Below are 15096 nucleotides of genomic sequence, written 5' to 3'. Positions count from 1 at the left end.
CCGGACTCCGGGTTTCCCCGGCGCGGTTTCACCCCACCTGAAACCTGAGGATCGATGACATGGACAAGGACCGCATCAAGGGCGCCGCCAAGGAAGTGAAGGGCGCGATCAAGGAAACAGCTGGCAAGGTGACGGGCAACACCCGCACCGAAGCCGAAGGAAAAGTGGAAAAGACCGAGGGTAAAGTGCAGCGCAATGTAGGCGAAGCGAAGGATCAGGCACGGGACTTGCTGGACAAGTAATTGCGGCTGCCGATCGGCATGACCCGCACTGTCCAATGAATGCCCGAAGGAGAAGAAAATGACCCACCGTATTTGGCTTGCACTGATGCTCGCGATTACCGCCGTGACCGCCGGTTGCAACACGATGGAAGGTGCCGGCAAAGACATTGAAAGGGGCGGGGAAAAGATCCAGCAGCAGGCCAAGTAAGCGCTTGCGGGCTGCATCCAAAGGTCGGCGCGTTGACGGCGCGCCGGCCTTTTTTCGTTCCTGCGAAACGCGGGATACGAGGGCGTGAGGGCTGAAAGGTCTATCGTGACCGTGCAGCACGCCGACTGCACGGCCCGCGGAAGACGTCAGCGCGAGAAGCCGCGCGCCGAGATTTCCCAGATATCTTCCACCACGCCGTCGCGCACCACCACCAGCCCGTCATGCAGGTTGAAGGTGGGGTCCACGTGCGACGGCACCAGGCGCAGCACCGCGCCCAGGTCGGGCGCCTGCCCCCCCGGTTCCACGCGCACGACGCCGTGCTCGTCGTTGATGGCGGTGTACGTCAGGCCCGGTTCGCCGAAGATGGCGGGCGGGCCGCATTCCGCGGTGGTGGACTTGAGCCCCGCGTCCAGGATCACCCGGTCCGGCGCCGGCTTGCTCATGACCGTGGCCAGCACGAACAGGCTGTTCTCGAACGCCAGGGGGCCGTCCCATTCATTGGCGCCATAGTCGCCGTCCATGAAGGCGTAGGAACCGGCCTGCAATTCGGTATAGACGCCGCTGGCCGCATCGAACTCGGCGCTGCCCGTGCCGCCGCCGGTGATGGTGTCGCAGGCGATGCCGCTCTCGCGCAGCAGTTGCGCGTAGGACGCCGCGATGCGCGCCGCCTGGCGGCAGACCTCGGCGCGCTCTTCGCGCGTGCGGTAATGCTGCACCGACCCGTGATAGGCCTGCAGGCCGGCAAAATTCACGCCGGGCAGGTCGCGCGCCTGCTGCGCCAGCGCCAGCACGAGGGCGTCGTCCGACACCCCGCAGCGGCCCTGGCCGACGTCCACTTCCACCAGCACGTCGATCTGGGCGCCCGCCTGCGCCATGGCCTCAGAGACCTGCAACAGGTTGTGCGCGTTGTCCACGCAGACGCTGATCTTTGCCACGCGCGCCAGCTGGCCCAGCAGCGCCAGCTTGGCCGGGCCGACGACTTCGTTGCTGATATGGATGTCCCGGACGCCGGCGGCCACGAAGGGCAGGGCTTCGCTGACCTTCTGGCAGCAGATGCCGCGCGCGCCCAGCGCCAGCTGCCGCAAGGCGATTTCTGGGCATTTGTGCGCCTTGGCGTGCGGGCGCAGCGCGACGTCGTGGCGGTCGGCCCAGGCCTGCATCGCGCGCAGGTTGGCTTCGAAAGGCGCCAGGTCCAGCACCAGGCTGGGCGTGTCGACGCGGGCCAGCGGATCGCCCGGCTGTGCGGGCGGGGGCAGCGCAATGCCGCGTATGACTTCCTGGGACATCGTGATGACTCCGTAGTCTGACTGCTTGAACGGTAACGCACGCATAACCAAAGCGTGACTACCCATAACCAAAGGGGCGACTGACCCCCAGGTAAACGATAGCCCCGTAACCATTGGCTACCAGAGGGCGGCATGACAGAATTTCATCATGAAAACGGCCCCCAAGGGGAGGCCCATTTCCGGCAGGCGGCCACGCCGCGCCGGCGATGACAAGACGAACCTCGTCACTCGACAGACCTGTCAAATCCGTATCGGAGAAGCTCGCATGAAACTCAAGCATTGGATCACCGCCCTGACCGTCGCGGTCGCCGCCGTGGGCGCCACCGGCACCGCGCAGGCCCAGCAGTTCTTCCGCATCGGCACGGGCGGCACGGCGGGCACGTACTACCCGATCGGCGGCATCATCGCCAACGCCGTGTCGCAGCCGGGCAAGCTGATCGCCACGGCGGTCGCCTCCAACGGGTCGGTCGCCAACATCAATGGCATCATCGGCGGGTCGTTCGAAGCCGGTTTCACGCAGTCCGACGTGGCGTTCTGGGCCTACAGCGGCACCGGCACGTTCGAAGGCAAGCCCAAGGCGCAGGACCTGCGTCTGATCTCCACGCTGTATCCGGAAAGCATCCACCTTGTCACGCGCAAGGGCTCCGGCATCAAGGGAGTGGCCGATCTGAAGGGCAAGCGCGTGTCGATGGATGAGCCGGGCTCCGGCACGCTGGTCGACGTGCGGCTGATCCTGGGCGCGTACGGCATGACCGACAAGGACGTGAAGGCCGAATACCTCAAGCCCAACCAGGCGGGCGACAAGCTCAAGGACGGCGGCCTGGACGCGTTCTTCTTCGTGGGCGGCGCGCCGGCCGGCGCCATCGCCGAACTGGCCTCCACGGGCAACATCGAACTGGTGTCGCTGGTGGGTCCTGAAATCGACGCGCTGCGCGCCAAGCAAGAGTTCTTCACGCCCGACGTGATTGCCGCCAACACGTACCAAAACATCCCCGAGGTCAAGACCATCTCGGTGAACGCGCAGATGGTGACGTCGGCCAAGATCCCCGAGCAGACGGTGTACGACGTGACCAAGGCGCTGTACAGCGACGCCACGCGCAAAACGCTGGACGCCGGCCACGCCAAGGGCAAGCTGATCACCCGTGAAAACGCGACCAAGGGCGCAGGCATCCCGTTCCACCCGGGCGCCGAAAAGTTCTACAAAGAGATTGGTCTGCTGAAGTAGTAGGCCCCCCCGAGCGCCTGCGGCGCTTCCCCCAGGGGCGCCGGCGGCGGACCGGCAGAGCCGGATCCGCGCAGCCCCGCTCGGACAGATCGGTTCTTTATGCCGATTGCTTGCCTTTGAAGGGGTGGGCGAACTGTCGTAGTTCTTTATGTCGGCGGCGATTGCTTTCGCGCCGCATCTGAGCAGGGCCGCCGTTGCGCGGCCCTGCTTGCTGGATCACCTTGAGAATTACCGCGATGGAAATCGATCACGAAAAAACCCAGAAGCTGGCGGAAAAGTACGATTCGGAAATCCGCTTCCGGCCGCTGGACAAGACTGCTACGTGGATCGTCTCGGGCCTGCTGGTCACGCTCTCGATCTTTCACTACTACACCGCGGGCTTCGGCCTGCTGCGCGAGGCGACGCACCGCGGCGTGCACCTGGCCTTCGTGCTGAGCCTGATTTTCCTGGTCTTCGGCTTTTCGAAGTCGCACTACCAGCGCCAGCCCAAGTCCACCTGGTATTCGCCGGGCGGCATTCCGCTGTACGACTGGATCATCGCCATCGCACTGGCGCTTTCGGTGCTGTACATCCCGTACATCTTCGAGGACCTGGCGTTCCGCGTGGGCAATCCGCTGCCGCAGGACGTGCTGATGGGCTCGATCCTGCTGATCGGCCTGTTGGAAGCCACGCGGCGCGCCATGGGGTGGCCGCTGCCGATCATCGCGATCGTGTTTATGGCCTACGCGATGTTTGGGCCGTACTTCCCCGGGCTGCTCAAGCACGCGGGCAATACATGGTCCCAGGTCGTGAACCACATGTACCTGACCAGCCAGGGCGTCTACGGCGTGGCGGTCGGGGTGGTGGCGACCTACGTGTTCCACTTCGTGCTGTTCGGCGTGCTGGCCACGCGCATCGGGCTGGGCCAGCTGTTCCTGGACGTGGCCTCGACCGTGGCGGGCCGCTACGCGGGCGGGCCGGCCAAGGTGTCGGTGTTTGGCTCGGCGATGTTCGGCATGCTGTCCGGATCGTCGGTGGCCAACGCCGTGACGGTGGGGTCCCTGACCATTCCGGCGATGATCCGCGTGGGCTATCCGCGGCACTTCGCGGCAGGCGTGGAAGCCGCCAGCAGCACGGGCGGGCAGATCACGCCGCCCATCATGGGCGCGGCGGCTTTCCTGATGATCGAGTTCCTGGGCATTCCGTACCAGCAGATTGCGATCGCGGGCATATTCCCGGCCTTCCTGTACTTCTTCGGCATGTTCATGCAGGTCCACTTCGAGGCCAAGCGTGAAGGCCTGCGCGGACTGACCCCCGAGGAAATGCCCAAGCTCAAGCAGTCGTTCAAGATGCGCTGGCCGACGCTGATTCCGCTGGTGCTGCTGGTCGGCGTTCTGGCCAGCGGCCGCACGCCGTATCTGGCGGCCTTCGCGGGCATCACGGGCTGCATCGTGGTGGGCATGCTGAATCCGTTCCAGCGCTTGCACTGGCGCGACCTCTACGAAGCCTTCGAGACCGGCGCAAAGTACGCGCTGGCAGTCGGCGCGGCCGCCGGCACCGTGGGCATCGTGATCGGCGTGGTGACGCTGACCGGCGTGGGCTTCAAGATCTCGTACATCGTGATCGCCGCCTCGCAGGTGCTGGCCTCCGGGGCTGCATTCTTCCTGCCCGAGGCGTTGACGGACATGCAGTCGCTGACGCTGGTCGCCGCGCTGGTCATGACCGGTATCGTCTGCATCCTGATGGGCTGCGGCGTGCCCACCACCGCCAACTACCTCATCATGGTGGCCGTTGCGGCGCCCACGCTGGTGCAGCTGGGCGTGCAACCCATCGCGGCGCACTTTTTCGTGTTCTATTTCGGCATCCTGGCGGACATCACGCCCCCGGTGGCGCTGGCCGCGTATGCGGCGGCGGGCATGGCAGGCAGCGATCCCTTCAAGACCGGCAACACGGCGTTCAGGCTGGGCATCACCAAGCTCATCGTGCCGTTCGTGTTTGTGTTCTCGCCGTCGCTGCTGATCTCGGTGCAGGGGTTCACCTGGTACGACTTCTTCGTGACGCTGATCGGGTGCATGGTCGGGCTGGTGCTGCTGTCGGCCGCCTTCTCGCGTTACATGCTGGTGGGCATGAAGAGCTGGGAACGTTGGCTGTGCACCCTTGGCGCGCTGCTGACGATCATCCCGGGCCTGACTAGCGGCATCATCGGGGTGGTGATCTGCATCCCGGTGTTCATCCGCCAGCTGGCGGGTCTGAAACTGGAGAACGCGCCCAAGGCGGTGTAGCGCCGGGGGGTCGGATCAAAAAAGGGGCGGACCCAATCGGGCCGCCCCTTTTTGCTGAATCAGCCATTTTGTCAGCATTTGGGCGCAAAATGGGCGGTCTTGGGCGCATGGTGACGTCCTACAACATCCGCCTTTTCCCCGGTTGCCCGGCAAATTAAATCGGCGTAAAGTAAAATTCATGTTTGCTGGTCTGCCGATATGCGGGCCGACTGTGCAAACAGGCACAAACTGCGCCATATGTTCGATATCCTGGTCTATCTGTTCGAGAATTACTACACGCCTCAGGCCTGTCCTGCTGCCGATGTGCTCGCCAAGCGGCTTGCCGCTGCCGGTTTCGAGCACGAGGACATCGACGACGCGCTCGGGTGGCTGTACGGCCTGGCCGAGACCACCGAACGGTGCGTCGATCTGGCACAGGCGCCCTCGTCTGGCACCCGGATCTACACCGAGAACGAATACCAACAGCTTGGCACCGAGTCCATTGGCTTCATCGCCTTCCTGGAATCGGCCGGCGTGTTGCCCGCGCCCCTGCGCGAAATCGTGATCGACCGGGGCCTGGCCTCGCCGGAAACGCCCGTGCCGCTCTCCAAGATCAAGATCATCGCCCTCATGGTTCTCTGGAGCCAGGAAGCCGAGATCGACAATCTGGTCCTCGAAGAGCTGCTCGACGAAGAAGGCGGGCGCCTGCTGCATTGAGCACGCGCCCCCGTTCCACTTCCCCTGATTCAACCTTTAAGCCCGCGCGCCTGGCCGCGCGGGCTTGAGCTTTTTATTCCGTCCCCGTGACCTACATCGGCCGTTTTGCCCCCAGCCCCAGCGGCCCGCTGCATGCGGGTTCGCTGGCGACCGCGCTGGCCAGCTGGCTGGACGCGCGCGCGCAGGGCGGGCGCTGGCTGCTGCGCATCGAGGACGTTGACACGCCGCGCACGGTGGCGGGCGCGGCGGACGTCATCATGGGCCAGTTGCGGGCGCTGGGACTGATCTGGGACGGCGACATCGTCTGGCAGTCGCACCGCAACGCGGCCTACCAGGCGGCGTTTGACGCGCTTGCGGCACAAGGTCTGATCTATGGCTGCGGCTGCACGCGGCGTGAAATCGCGGATTCGGCGCTACGCGGTCAGACTGCGCCCGGCGCCGATGGCGAAAGACCGTATCCCGGCACATGCCGTCACGGCCTGCCGGCGGGGCGCGAAGCCCGCGCCTGGCGACTGCGCGTGCCGGACGGCGTGGAACGCTTCGAGGACCGTTGGCTTGGCCCGCAGGAGCAGGATGTGGCGCAGGCGGTGGGAGATTTTGCGCTGCGGCGGGCAGACGGGCTATGGGCGTACCAATTGGCGGTGGTGGTGGACGACGCCGCGCAGGGCGTGACGGACGTGGTGCGCGGGGCCGACCTGCTCAGTTCCACGGCACGCCAGCGCGTGCTGGGCCGTCTATTGGGCCTGCCGCCGCTGCGCTACCTGCACGTGCCGTTGATCCTGGACCCGGCCAGCGGCCTGAAGCTGTCCAAGCAGAATGGCGCCCCCGCGGTGGATACGCGCGCGCCGCTGCCGGCCTTGCAGGCCGCGTGGGCGGCGTTGGGCTTTGCGCCGTTGGCCGCCACGGGCGTCGCGCCATTCCTGCAGGAAGCCACGGCGCGCTGGGCAGCACGGTTTCCGGGCTGACGCCGATCGCAGCAGCAGCGCCCGTCGCTTCCGGACTTGCGCCCGCGGGACACCTAGGGACCGCGACCGCTCACAGCGGCTGCAGGTCCGCCCCCAGCATCCGCACCAGCAACGCTTCGCCATCGTCGGCCACGCGCAGTTCGCCATAGCGCGCGACCTCATACCGCGCCGCTTCGCCTTCCGGGAAGAAGAACGCATTGGTCACGATGCGCACGCCATTGCCGCGCACGCGATAGCGCAGCGGCACTTCGGTTTCGGCGTGCGGAAGCGCGTCAGGCTGGATCCGCACGGCCTGCGCCACCCCGCGTGAATCCGGCGTCAGCATCACGTAGCCGTCCGGCTCGTAGCCCATGACGCTTTCGGCGTCGTTCTGGTTGCCGCCCAGCCGCAGGCGCGTCACTTCGCGTCCGGCCGCAAAATTCAACGCCATATAGTCGCCCTGCATGAGGGAACGCGGATCGACCGGCACCAGCTCCAGGATGACGACCTTGCCCGACGACAGGAGTTTTTCGCGCTCCCAGATGCCGGCGTTGGCCGCGACCAACACCAGCGCCAGGCCGCCCAGGATGCCCGCCGTGCGCCAGCGCAGGGCCGGGGATACCGGCGGCAGGGGACGCGCTTGAACCGGGGCCTGCGTGCGCATCAGGCGCGGCACCAGCCATACCGCCGCTCGCAGCACGAACAACATCACCGCCGCGCCGCTCAACCACAGCGCCTTTTGCAGCAGCGGCAACTCCAATTGGTAGTAATAGACACCCAGGTACGCCAACAGGCTGGCGGCGCCGAAGATCATGACGCGCGGCTGGTTCAGGCCGAATCCCAGCAGCAGCCACGCCAGCGCGAAGCCGACGCCCGGGCTGGGCAGCCAGAACAGCGCCAGCAGCAACAGGCCGATCGGCACGCCCCAGGTGACGCCGCCGGTCAGGAGGCGGCGGCGCGGCCACAGCACGGCCAGCGCGGCGGCCACCGGCAACAGCGCGCCCGCCACGATGAGGATGGCGGTCCGCGGGGCAAGCTGCCAGATCGCAGGCAGTTCGGTGACGGCAATGCCGCTCGCCAGCCAGACCATGCCCTGCACGGACAGCAGGAACGCCCAAGCCAGCGGCTGCAGCGCATGGCCGCGCCGCGCGCCCACGCGGTGGCTGACGGTGAAGATGACGGCGGTGGCCCATGCGCCGATGACGCCGATGGGCAGCAACAGGAAGGTGGCCCGGGTCGCGTCAAAACGGATCCAGGCGTCCATCAGGTCTTCCTGCATGAGTTCGGGCGACAGGCCGCGCCAGATCAGGCCGGCGCTGGCCAGCGCGATCAACAGGCCGCTCAGAAAGCGCAGGATCACGTCGGGACCCAGCGCATAAACCGCGGCCGCCATCAGCAGCACAAAGAAGCTTGCGCTGGCGAACGAGGTCGAACTGGACAGTCCGAAAATGATGAGGATCTGCCCGGTGAAGGCCATGGCCGTGCCGCATTGCCGCCAGAACGGGCCGGCATCGCTGCGCAGCACCGCCACGCCCACGGCGCAGAGCACGAGGCCGGCGACCAGCGCGCCGCTTTCGGTGGTGATGAGGTTGGAGAACGCGACGAACAGCAAGAGGAGCAGGGTGGCCAGCCACGCGGACAGGCCCAGCAGGCATTGCACGTACCAGGGCGGTTCGGCGCGCGGCACGGCAGCGGGCGCCAACTGCGCCACGGGCGCGCTGGATTCGGCGGGATCGACGACATTGCCTGCCGAGGCGCCGGCCGGTTCCGCGTCCGCGGCGGGCACGGGGACCGGCGCTTCGTTGCTCATGCCGCGCAGCCATCGGGCGGCCACGACGGCCTCGGCCATCAGCAAGGCGGCCAGCGGCAGCGCCGCCCACGCGCCGGGCTCCAGCCGCCACAGCCATTCGCCCACCACGCGCAGCGACACGCAGATGACGCCGGCGGCCAACATGGCCAGGATGACGAGGTCGCGCCGGCCGCGCTGATAGTAAAGACCGAGTCCCAGCGTGGCGGCGACCCAGGCGATGCCGTTGTAGGTGCCCAGGCCGTCGACGATGAAATCGCCGAACATGAGGGCCAGCACCAGCACGCTGATCGCGATGGCGGCCAGGATGCGCGGCCCGAAGACCGTGCTGGCGCGCCAGCGTCGCGCGGCCATTTCCCAGCCGAACAGCAAGACGAGGTTCAATGCGGCCATGACCAGGCTGGGCAGGCCCGGACCGCCGAAGATCATCATCCACGTGAAGACGCGTTCGCCCAGCCACAGCGCGACCGCAAGATTGAGCACCAGCGCCCACAACAGCCACACGGCCTGGCTGCCCGCGGCAAGCGCCCAGGGCAGGAGCAGCACTGCCCACCACGCGAACAGTTCCCAGGTATCGGCGCCCGTCTGGTAAGTTTGGCCTAATAGGGCGAGCAGGGCGCCCAGCAGAATGCCGGCCAATGCCAGCAGCGCGCCAGGGATGCTGCGCCGCACGCCGGGCCGGGCGCGCAAGCGCAAGCCGGACCACGCGGCGGCCAGCGCGCAGACGGCCAACAGGCCCTGCACCCCAGCAAAGCGCTGCATTTTTGTCATGTCCTGCCAATTGGCGGCAACCCAGCAGACCGCAGCGCTGCCCAGCAGCAAAACGCCTAGCCACAAGGTGCTTCGCGCCAAAAATTGACGCCAAGCGTGCAGTTCGGATCCCGCTTGCCTTTCAGTGCCGACTTGCATCTGGCGAATCTCCGATCTTATTATCCGCGCTGATACGGCGGGACTACCGCCACTGGAAACACATGAATAAAACGCTGATTATTGCCGAGAAGCCCTCGGTGGCCCTTGATATATCACGCGCCTTGGGAGGCTTCGCGCGCGAGGGCGACTATTTTGAAAGCGAACGTTACGTTCTCGCTTCAAGCATCGGCCATTTGCTCAGCTTGGTCGCGCCCAACGATCCGGTCAAGGGGAAGTGGAGCTTCACGCACCTGCCCGTGATTCCGCCGGCCTTCGAATTGGGCCCGACCGACAAGAAGTCCGCCGAACGCCTCAAGCTGCTGGTCCGGCTTGCCAAGCGCAAGGATGTGGACGCCATCATCAACGCCTGTGACGCGGGACGTGAAGGCGAACTGATCTTCCGCTACATCATTCAGTACGCCGGCGTGAACAAGCCCATCCAGCGCCTGTGGCTGCAGTCGATGACGCAGGCGGCCATCCGCGAGGCCTTTGCCAGCCTGCGCGACGATACGCAGATGAAGCCGCTGGAAGCCGCGGCGCGTTCCCGCGCCGAGGCCGACTGGCTGGTCGGCATCAACGGCACGCGCGCCATGACCGCCTTCAACAGCAAGGACGGGGGCTTTTTCAAGACGCCGGTCGGCCGGGTGCAGACGCCCACGCTGGCCATCGTGGCCGAACGCGAAGAGCGCATCCGCCGCTTCGTGCCGCGCGACTACTGGGAAGTGCGCGCCACCTTCGTGGCGGCCGCCGGCCTATATGAAGGCCGCTGGATCGACCCGCAATTCAAGAAAGACGACCGCGACCCCGAAAAGCGCGAATCGCGCCTGTGGTCGGCCGCCGCCGCGCAAAGCGTGGTCGCCGCCTGCCGCGAGCAGCCGGGCAGCGTGACCGAGGAATCCAAGCCGTCCAGCCAGATGTCGCCGGCCCTGTACGACCTGACGTCGCTGCAGCGCGAGGCCAACGGCCGCTTCGGCTTTTCGGCCAAGACCACGCTGGCGCTGGCGCAGACGCTGTACGAACGCCACAAGGCCCTAACGTATCCGCGTACCGACTCGCGCTACCTGCCCGAGGATTACATCAGCACGGTGCAGGAAACCATGCGCGCGCTGGCCAAGGGCGGCTCGAACGCCGTGGGCGGCCTGTCGCGCCACGCCGAGACCGTCGTCAGCCAGCAGTGGGTCAAGCCCAACCGCCGCATCTTCGACAACAAGAAGGTGTCGGATCACTTTGCGATCATCCCCACGCTGCAGATTCCGCACGACCTGAGCGAAGCCGAAGCCAAGCTCTACGACCTGGTGCTCAAGCGCTTTTTGGCCGTGTTCTTCCCGGCGGCTGAGTACCGCGTCACCACGCGCCTGACCGAAGTGCAAGGGCATCGCTTCCGCACGGACGGCAAGGTGCTGGTCAACCCCGGCTGGCTTGCCGTGTACGGCAAGGAAGCGCAGGGCGAAGACGCCAACCTGGTGCCCGTGGGCGACGGCGAGACCGTGCGCACCGAGGAAATCGAGGCCGTCGGCCTGTCGACCAAGCCGCCCGCGCGCTTTAACGAAGGCACGCTGCTGTCGGCCATGGAAGGCGCCGGCAAGCTGGTGGACGACGAGGAACTGCGCGAAGCCATGTCCGAGCGCGGCCTGGGCACGCCGGCCACGCGCGCGGCCATCATCGAAGGCCTGCTCAACGAAAGCTATCTGCGCCGCGAAGGCCGCGACCTGGTGCCCACCGCCAAGGCGCGCCAGCTCATGACGCTGCTGTCGGGGCTGGACGTGGCCGAACTGACCTCACCCGAACTCACCGGCGAATGGGAGCACAAGCTCAAGCAGATCGAGCAGGGCGGGCTGGGCCGCGAGGCCTTCATGCGCGAGATCGCGCAGATGACGCAGGTGATCGTCAAGCGCGCCAAGGAATACGAGCGCGACACGGTGCCGGGCGACTACGCCACGCTGACAACGCCGTGTCCCAAGTGCGGCGCGGTGGTCAAGGAAAACTACCGCCGCTACGCCTGCACGGCGTGCGATTTTTCGATCGGCAAGCACCCGGGCGGCCGCACGTTCGAGCTGCCGGAAGTCGAAGAGCTCCTGGCCAAGCGCGAGATCGGTCCGCTGCAAGGCTTCATCAGCAAGATGGGCCGGCCGTTTGCGGCCATCCTGCGCATCAGCGACGAATACAAGCTGGAATTCGACTTCGGCCAGAACGACGAGGACGACAACGAAGCCGTGGACTTCTCCGGCCACACGCCGGTGGGCTCCTGCCCGAAGTGCCAGTCGCGCGTCTTCGAGCACGGCATGAGCTACGTCTGCGAAAAATCCGTGGGCCCCGAAAAGTCGTGCGATTTCCGGTCGGGCAAGGTCATCCTGCAGCAGGAGATCTCGCGCGAGCAGATGGAAAAGCTGTTGACCAACGGCCGCACCGACCTGCTCGACGGCTTTGTCTCCAGCCGCACGAACCGCAAGTTCAAGGCGTTCCTGGTGCGCCAGCCTGACGGCAAGATCGGGTTCGAGTTCGAGCCCCGTCCCGAGAAGCCCGGACGCGCCCGCGCGCCGGCCAAGACGGCCACCAAGACTGCGACCAAGACGGCTGCGAAGAAGGCGCCGGCCAAGAAGGCTGCCGCCAAGACCGCAACCAAAACGGCCACAAAAACCGCCACCAAGACCGCCACCAAAACCGCGGCCAAGAAAGCCGTGAAAAAGGCGGCGCCCAAGAAGACCACGGCGTAATCCAGCCTGCGCCGCACGACCAAACGCCCGGGAGACCGGGCGTTTTCCATTGTTGGGCAGCAATCGCTGGGGTATTGTTGACGCCAAACAGCTGCAACCCAGACACTTCCGAGGACGACATGACCCGTAGCTCCGACTTCACCACCCGCCGCCGCGTGCTGGCGGCGAGCGCTTGCGCTTTGGCCAGCATCGGCCTGCTCAATGGGCGCGTCGTCTTCGCGCAGCCCAAGCTGGGCAAGGTCGTCTACGGCCAGGGCAGCATCGACCCTTTTTTCGCGGCCGGCTACGTGGCGCTGAAGAAGGGCTTCTTCGGCGAAGGCGGCCTGGAGGTCGAGTATCTGAATTCGCAAAGCGGCCCGCGCACCAACCAGCTGCTGGCCGCTGGGCAGATTGTGTTCGGCGCCACCGCGGCCACCGCCGCGCCCGCGCTGACCATCGCGGGCAAGCCCGCCGCGCTGGTGTTCGGCTTTGACCGCAAGCTGACGTACGCCAACGTCATCGTGCGCCGCGAGGACTTCGACAGCGGCAAGATCAAGTCGCTGAAGGACCTGGCGGGCAAGCGCGTGGGCGCGACCCAGCCGCAGTCCAGCACGTGGCTGATGGCGCTGTACCTGATGCAGAAGGCCGGCGTGGCCGACAAGGTCGACATCCGCCCCTTGGGCGATCTGGCGACGATGCTGGGTGCGCTCAAGACGGGCTCGGTCGCGGCCAGCATGGCGACCATGTCGATGATGGAACAGGCCCGCCAGGAAGGCTGGGGCGTTCCCATCTTCGACGCCACCACCGAAGCGTCGTGGAACGAGTTCATGGGCGGCGACGTGCCGGGCATCGCGGCGCTGACGCTGCAAGACACCATACAGAAGCGTCCGGAGGTCGTGCAGGCGTTTGTGACCGCCATGGTCAAGGCGCAGGACTTCATCACCGCCAACAGCGCGGCCGCCATCACCGACGTCATCTACGACGATTACCTGAGCGCCTTCCCGCGCCCGGCCATCGAGAAGACGCTGGGCGTCTACAAGGAGACGGTGTTCCTGAAGGACAACATCATCACCGAGGACGCGTACAACCGCATGACGGCCATCATGGGCGACGGGCGCCAGTTCTCCAATGAAGAGATCAAGACCGTGCCTTACGCCAAATGCGTGAACATGAGCTTCGTGCGCAAAGCCCGGGGCCTTTGATGATCACGCTGGACAAGGTAGGCAAGGCGTACCAGTCGCGCCAGGGCACGACGCACGCCGTCGGCGAGGTCAGCCTGACGATCAACGAAGGCGAATTCGTGTCGATCGTCGGGCCGTCGGGCTGCGGCAAGAGCACGCTCTTGAACATGATTGCTGGCTTTCTGCAGCCCACCACCGGGACCATCCTGGTGGACGGGCGCGTGGTGGACGGGCAGGTGCCGCCGGCGCTGGGCTACATCTTCCAGAAGGACACGCTGCTGCCGTGGTTCAGCGTCAGGAAGAACGTGGCGCTGGGGCTGAAATTCCAGGGCGTGCCGGCCGACCGGATCGCAAAGCGTGTCTCCGAACTGCTGGAACTGGGTCACCTGAGCGCGTTTGCCGATGCCTTTCCGCATCAACTTTCCGGCGGCATGCGGCGGCGCGTGGCGCTGTTGATGAGCCTGGCGGTCGAGCCGCGCATCCTGCTGCTGGACGAGCCCTTCGGCGCGCTGGACACGCACACCAAGACCCACCTGCACCGCGAGCTGATGGAGATCTGGCGCAAGCTGGGCCAGACCATCGTGATGGTCACGCACGACCTGGACGAAGCCATCCTGCTGTCCGACCGCGTGGTGGTGTTGTCCGGCCCGCCCAGCCGCGTGCTGCTGGACGAGCGCATCCAGATCCCGCATCCGCGCGACGTCTTCACGCTGCGCGAAACGCCGCAGTTCGTCTCCCACGTGCAAAGCCTCTGGAGCGTGCTGGGCCAGCAGTTCCGCGCCGCCGCCTGAACCGATAGTCATGAATTCGATGGATACCGCCGACACCCTGCAGGACCAGTTGCGGCTGGACCGCCGCGCCAACGCCGCGCGCCGCGTGCGCATCACCTTGTGGCAGGTGCTGATTCTTGCCGTCATCCTGGGCTCGTGGGAAATCCTCACGCGCATTCCGTGGTTCACTCAGAACACGCTTTTCGATCCCTTTTTCATCAGCCAGCCCTCGCGCGTCGCCGTGCGATTGTGGGAATGGCTGCAACCGGGGCCGCGGTCGGTCTGGCCGCACCTGTGGCTGACGCTGCAGGCGACCCTTGTCGGTCTGGTGGTGGGCGTGGGCAGTGGCTTCGTGGTGGGCATGACGCTCAGCCGCAGCCGCTTTCTGGCCGATGTGTTCAACCCGTTCATCGTGGCGTTCAATTCCATGCCGCGGATCGCGTTCGTGCCGCTCATCACGATGTTCTTCGGGCTGGGGCTGGCGTCCAAGGTGGTCACGTCGTGGTTCGTCGTGTTCTTTCTGGTGTTCTTTAACACCTACAAGGGCGGGCGCAGCGTGGAGCGCGAGCTTGTCGATTTCTGCCGCACGCTGGGCGGCTCGCCGCGCCAGATCCTGTGGCGGGTGCGCATCCCCACGGCCGCGGCCTGGACCTTTGCCGCGCTGCCCAACGCCATCAGTTTTGCGCTGATCGGCGTGGTGCTGGCCGAGTTCGTGGGATCGACCACGGGCATGGGATATCTGATGATCACCGCGCTGGCGACGCTGAACGCCACCGACATGTTTGCGGCCGTGACGCTGCTGTCCATCGTCGGCATCGCGCTGGTCTATTGTGTGACGTGGATCGAACGGCGGCTCTTGCACTGGGCGCCGGAGTTCCGGGAATGAGCGAGGCCC

12 protein-coding genes are annotated in these 15096 nt (G+C 66.1%); 10 read left to right on the top strand and 2 right to left on the bottom strand.

Annotated elements, in window-relative coordinates; genetic code table 11:
- Nucleotides 1-59: 59 nt before the first annotated feature.
- Entirely contained in the window at nucleotides 60-242 is a 183-nt protein-coding gene (locus tag HV786_RS12580) for a CsbD family protein (RefSeq protein WP_056327704.1), read from the top strand.
- Between the two features lie 58 nt (nucleotides 243-300).
- The gene (locus HV786_RS12575) at nucleotides 301-429 is read left to right on the top strand and encodes an entericidin A/B family lipoprotein (protein WP_056327784.1); all 129 of its coding nucleotides are present in this window, start codon (nucleotides 301-303) and stop codon (nucleotides 427-429) included.
- Nucleotides 430-575: 146 nt separating this feature from the next.
- Here the strand turns inward: HV786_RS12575 and HV786_RS12570 are convergent, their stop codons facing one another.
- Nucleotides 576-1715 (bottom strand): DSD1 family PLP-dependent enzyme, encoded by a 1140-nt coding sequence (locus HV786_RS12570; RefSeq protein WP_128829701.1) that lies wholly within the window; start codon nucleotides 1713-1715, stop codon nucleotides 576-578.
- Between the two features lie 265 nt (nucleotides 1716-1980).
- Here HV786_RS12570 and HV786_RS12565 point away from each other — a divergent pair, with 265 nt between their 5' ends.
- The 4 genes from HV786_RS12565 to gluQRS all read left to right on the top strand — a co-directional run bounded on the left by HV786_RS12565 (nucleotide 1981) and on the right by gluQRS (nucleotide 6862).
- Nucleotides 1981-2940 carry a TAXI family TRAP transporter solute-binding subunit gene (locus HV786_RS12565; RefSeq protein ID WP_056327702.1) on the top strand — a complete coding sequence of 320 codons (960 nt, stop codon included), beginning with the start codon at nucleotides 1981-1983 and terminating at the stop codon, nucleotides 2938-2940.
- A gap of 236 nt (nucleotides 2941-3176) precedes the next feature.
- Nucleotides 3177-5201: a TRAP transporter permease gene (locus tag HV786_RS12560; RefSeq protein ID WP_128829700.1), complete on the top strand. Its 2025-nt coding sequence runs from the start codon at nucleotides 3177-3179 to the stop codon at nucleotides 5199-5201.
- A gap of 237 nt (nucleotides 5202-5438) precedes the next feature.
- Nucleotides 5439-5897, top strand: a complete 459-nt coding sequence (locus HV786_RS12555) for a Smg family protein (protein ID WP_056327700.1) — start codon at nucleotides 5439-5441, stop codon at nucleotides 5895-5897.
- An 86-nt stretch (nucleotides 5898-5983) separates the two neighbouring features.
- Nucleotides 5984-6862 (top strand): tRNA glutamyl-Q(34) synthetase GluQRS, encoded by an 879-nt coding sequence (gene gluQRS / locus HV786_RS12550; protein ID WP_175211004.1) that lies wholly within the window; start codon nucleotides 5984-5986, stop codon nucleotides 6860-6862.
- A 70-nt stretch (nucleotides 6863-6932) separates the two neighbouring features.
- Here the strand turns inward: gluQRS and HV786_RS12545 are convergent, their stop codons facing one another.
- Nucleotides 6933-9557, bottom strand: coding sequence for a GDYXXLXY domain-containing protein (locus HV786_RS12545; RefSeq protein ID WP_175211002.1), 2625 nt, complete (start codon nucleotides 9555-9557; stop codon nucleotides 6933-6935).
- 62 nt (nucleotides 9558-9619) lie between these two features.
- Between HV786_RS12545 and HV786_RS12540 the strand changes: the two genes are divergently transcribed.
- The 4 genes from HV786_RS12540 to HV786_RS12525 all read left to right on the top strand — a co-directional run bounded on the left by HV786_RS12540 (nucleotide 9620) and on the right by HV786_RS12525 (nucleotide 15087).
- Nucleotides 9620-12271: a DNA topoisomerase III gene (locus HV786_RS12540; RefSeq protein WP_128829699.1), complete on the top strand. Its 2652-nt coding sequence runs from the start codon at nucleotides 9620-9622 to the stop codon at nucleotides 12269-12271.
- 119 nt (nucleotides 12272-12390) lie between these two features.
- The gene (locus HV786_RS12535) at nucleotides 12391-13452 is read left to right on the top strand and encodes an ABC transporter substrate-binding protein (RefSeq protein WP_128829698.1); all 1062 of its coding nucleotides are present in this window, start codon (nucleotides 12391-12393) and stop codon (nucleotides 13450-13452) included.
- Nucleotides 13452-14222, top strand: a complete 771-nt coding sequence (locus HV786_RS12530) for an ABC transporter ATP-binding protein (RefSeq protein ID WP_175211000.1) — start codon at nucleotides 13452-13454, stop codon at nucleotides 14220-14222. The genes HV786_RS12535 and HV786_RS12530 overlap by 1 nt, the downstream gene beginning before the upstream one ends.
- Nucleotides 14223-14241: 19 nt before the next feature.
- Entirely contained in the window at nucleotides 14242-15087 is an 846-nt protein-coding gene (locus HV786_RS12525; protein ID WP_108006355.1) for an ABC transporter permease, read from the top strand.
- Nucleotides 15088-15096: the final 9 nt, after the last annotated feature.

The sequence above is a fragment of the Achromobacter mucicolens genome, from assembly GCF_902859725.1.
Classification (GTDB): Bacteria; Pseudomonadota; Gammaproteobacteria; order Burkholderiales; family Burkholderiaceae_B; genus Achromobacter; species Achromobacter mucicolens.
The sequence above is the reverse complement of the archived record's forward strand: the minus strand, read 5'-3'. Positions and strand labels throughout refer to the sequence as shown.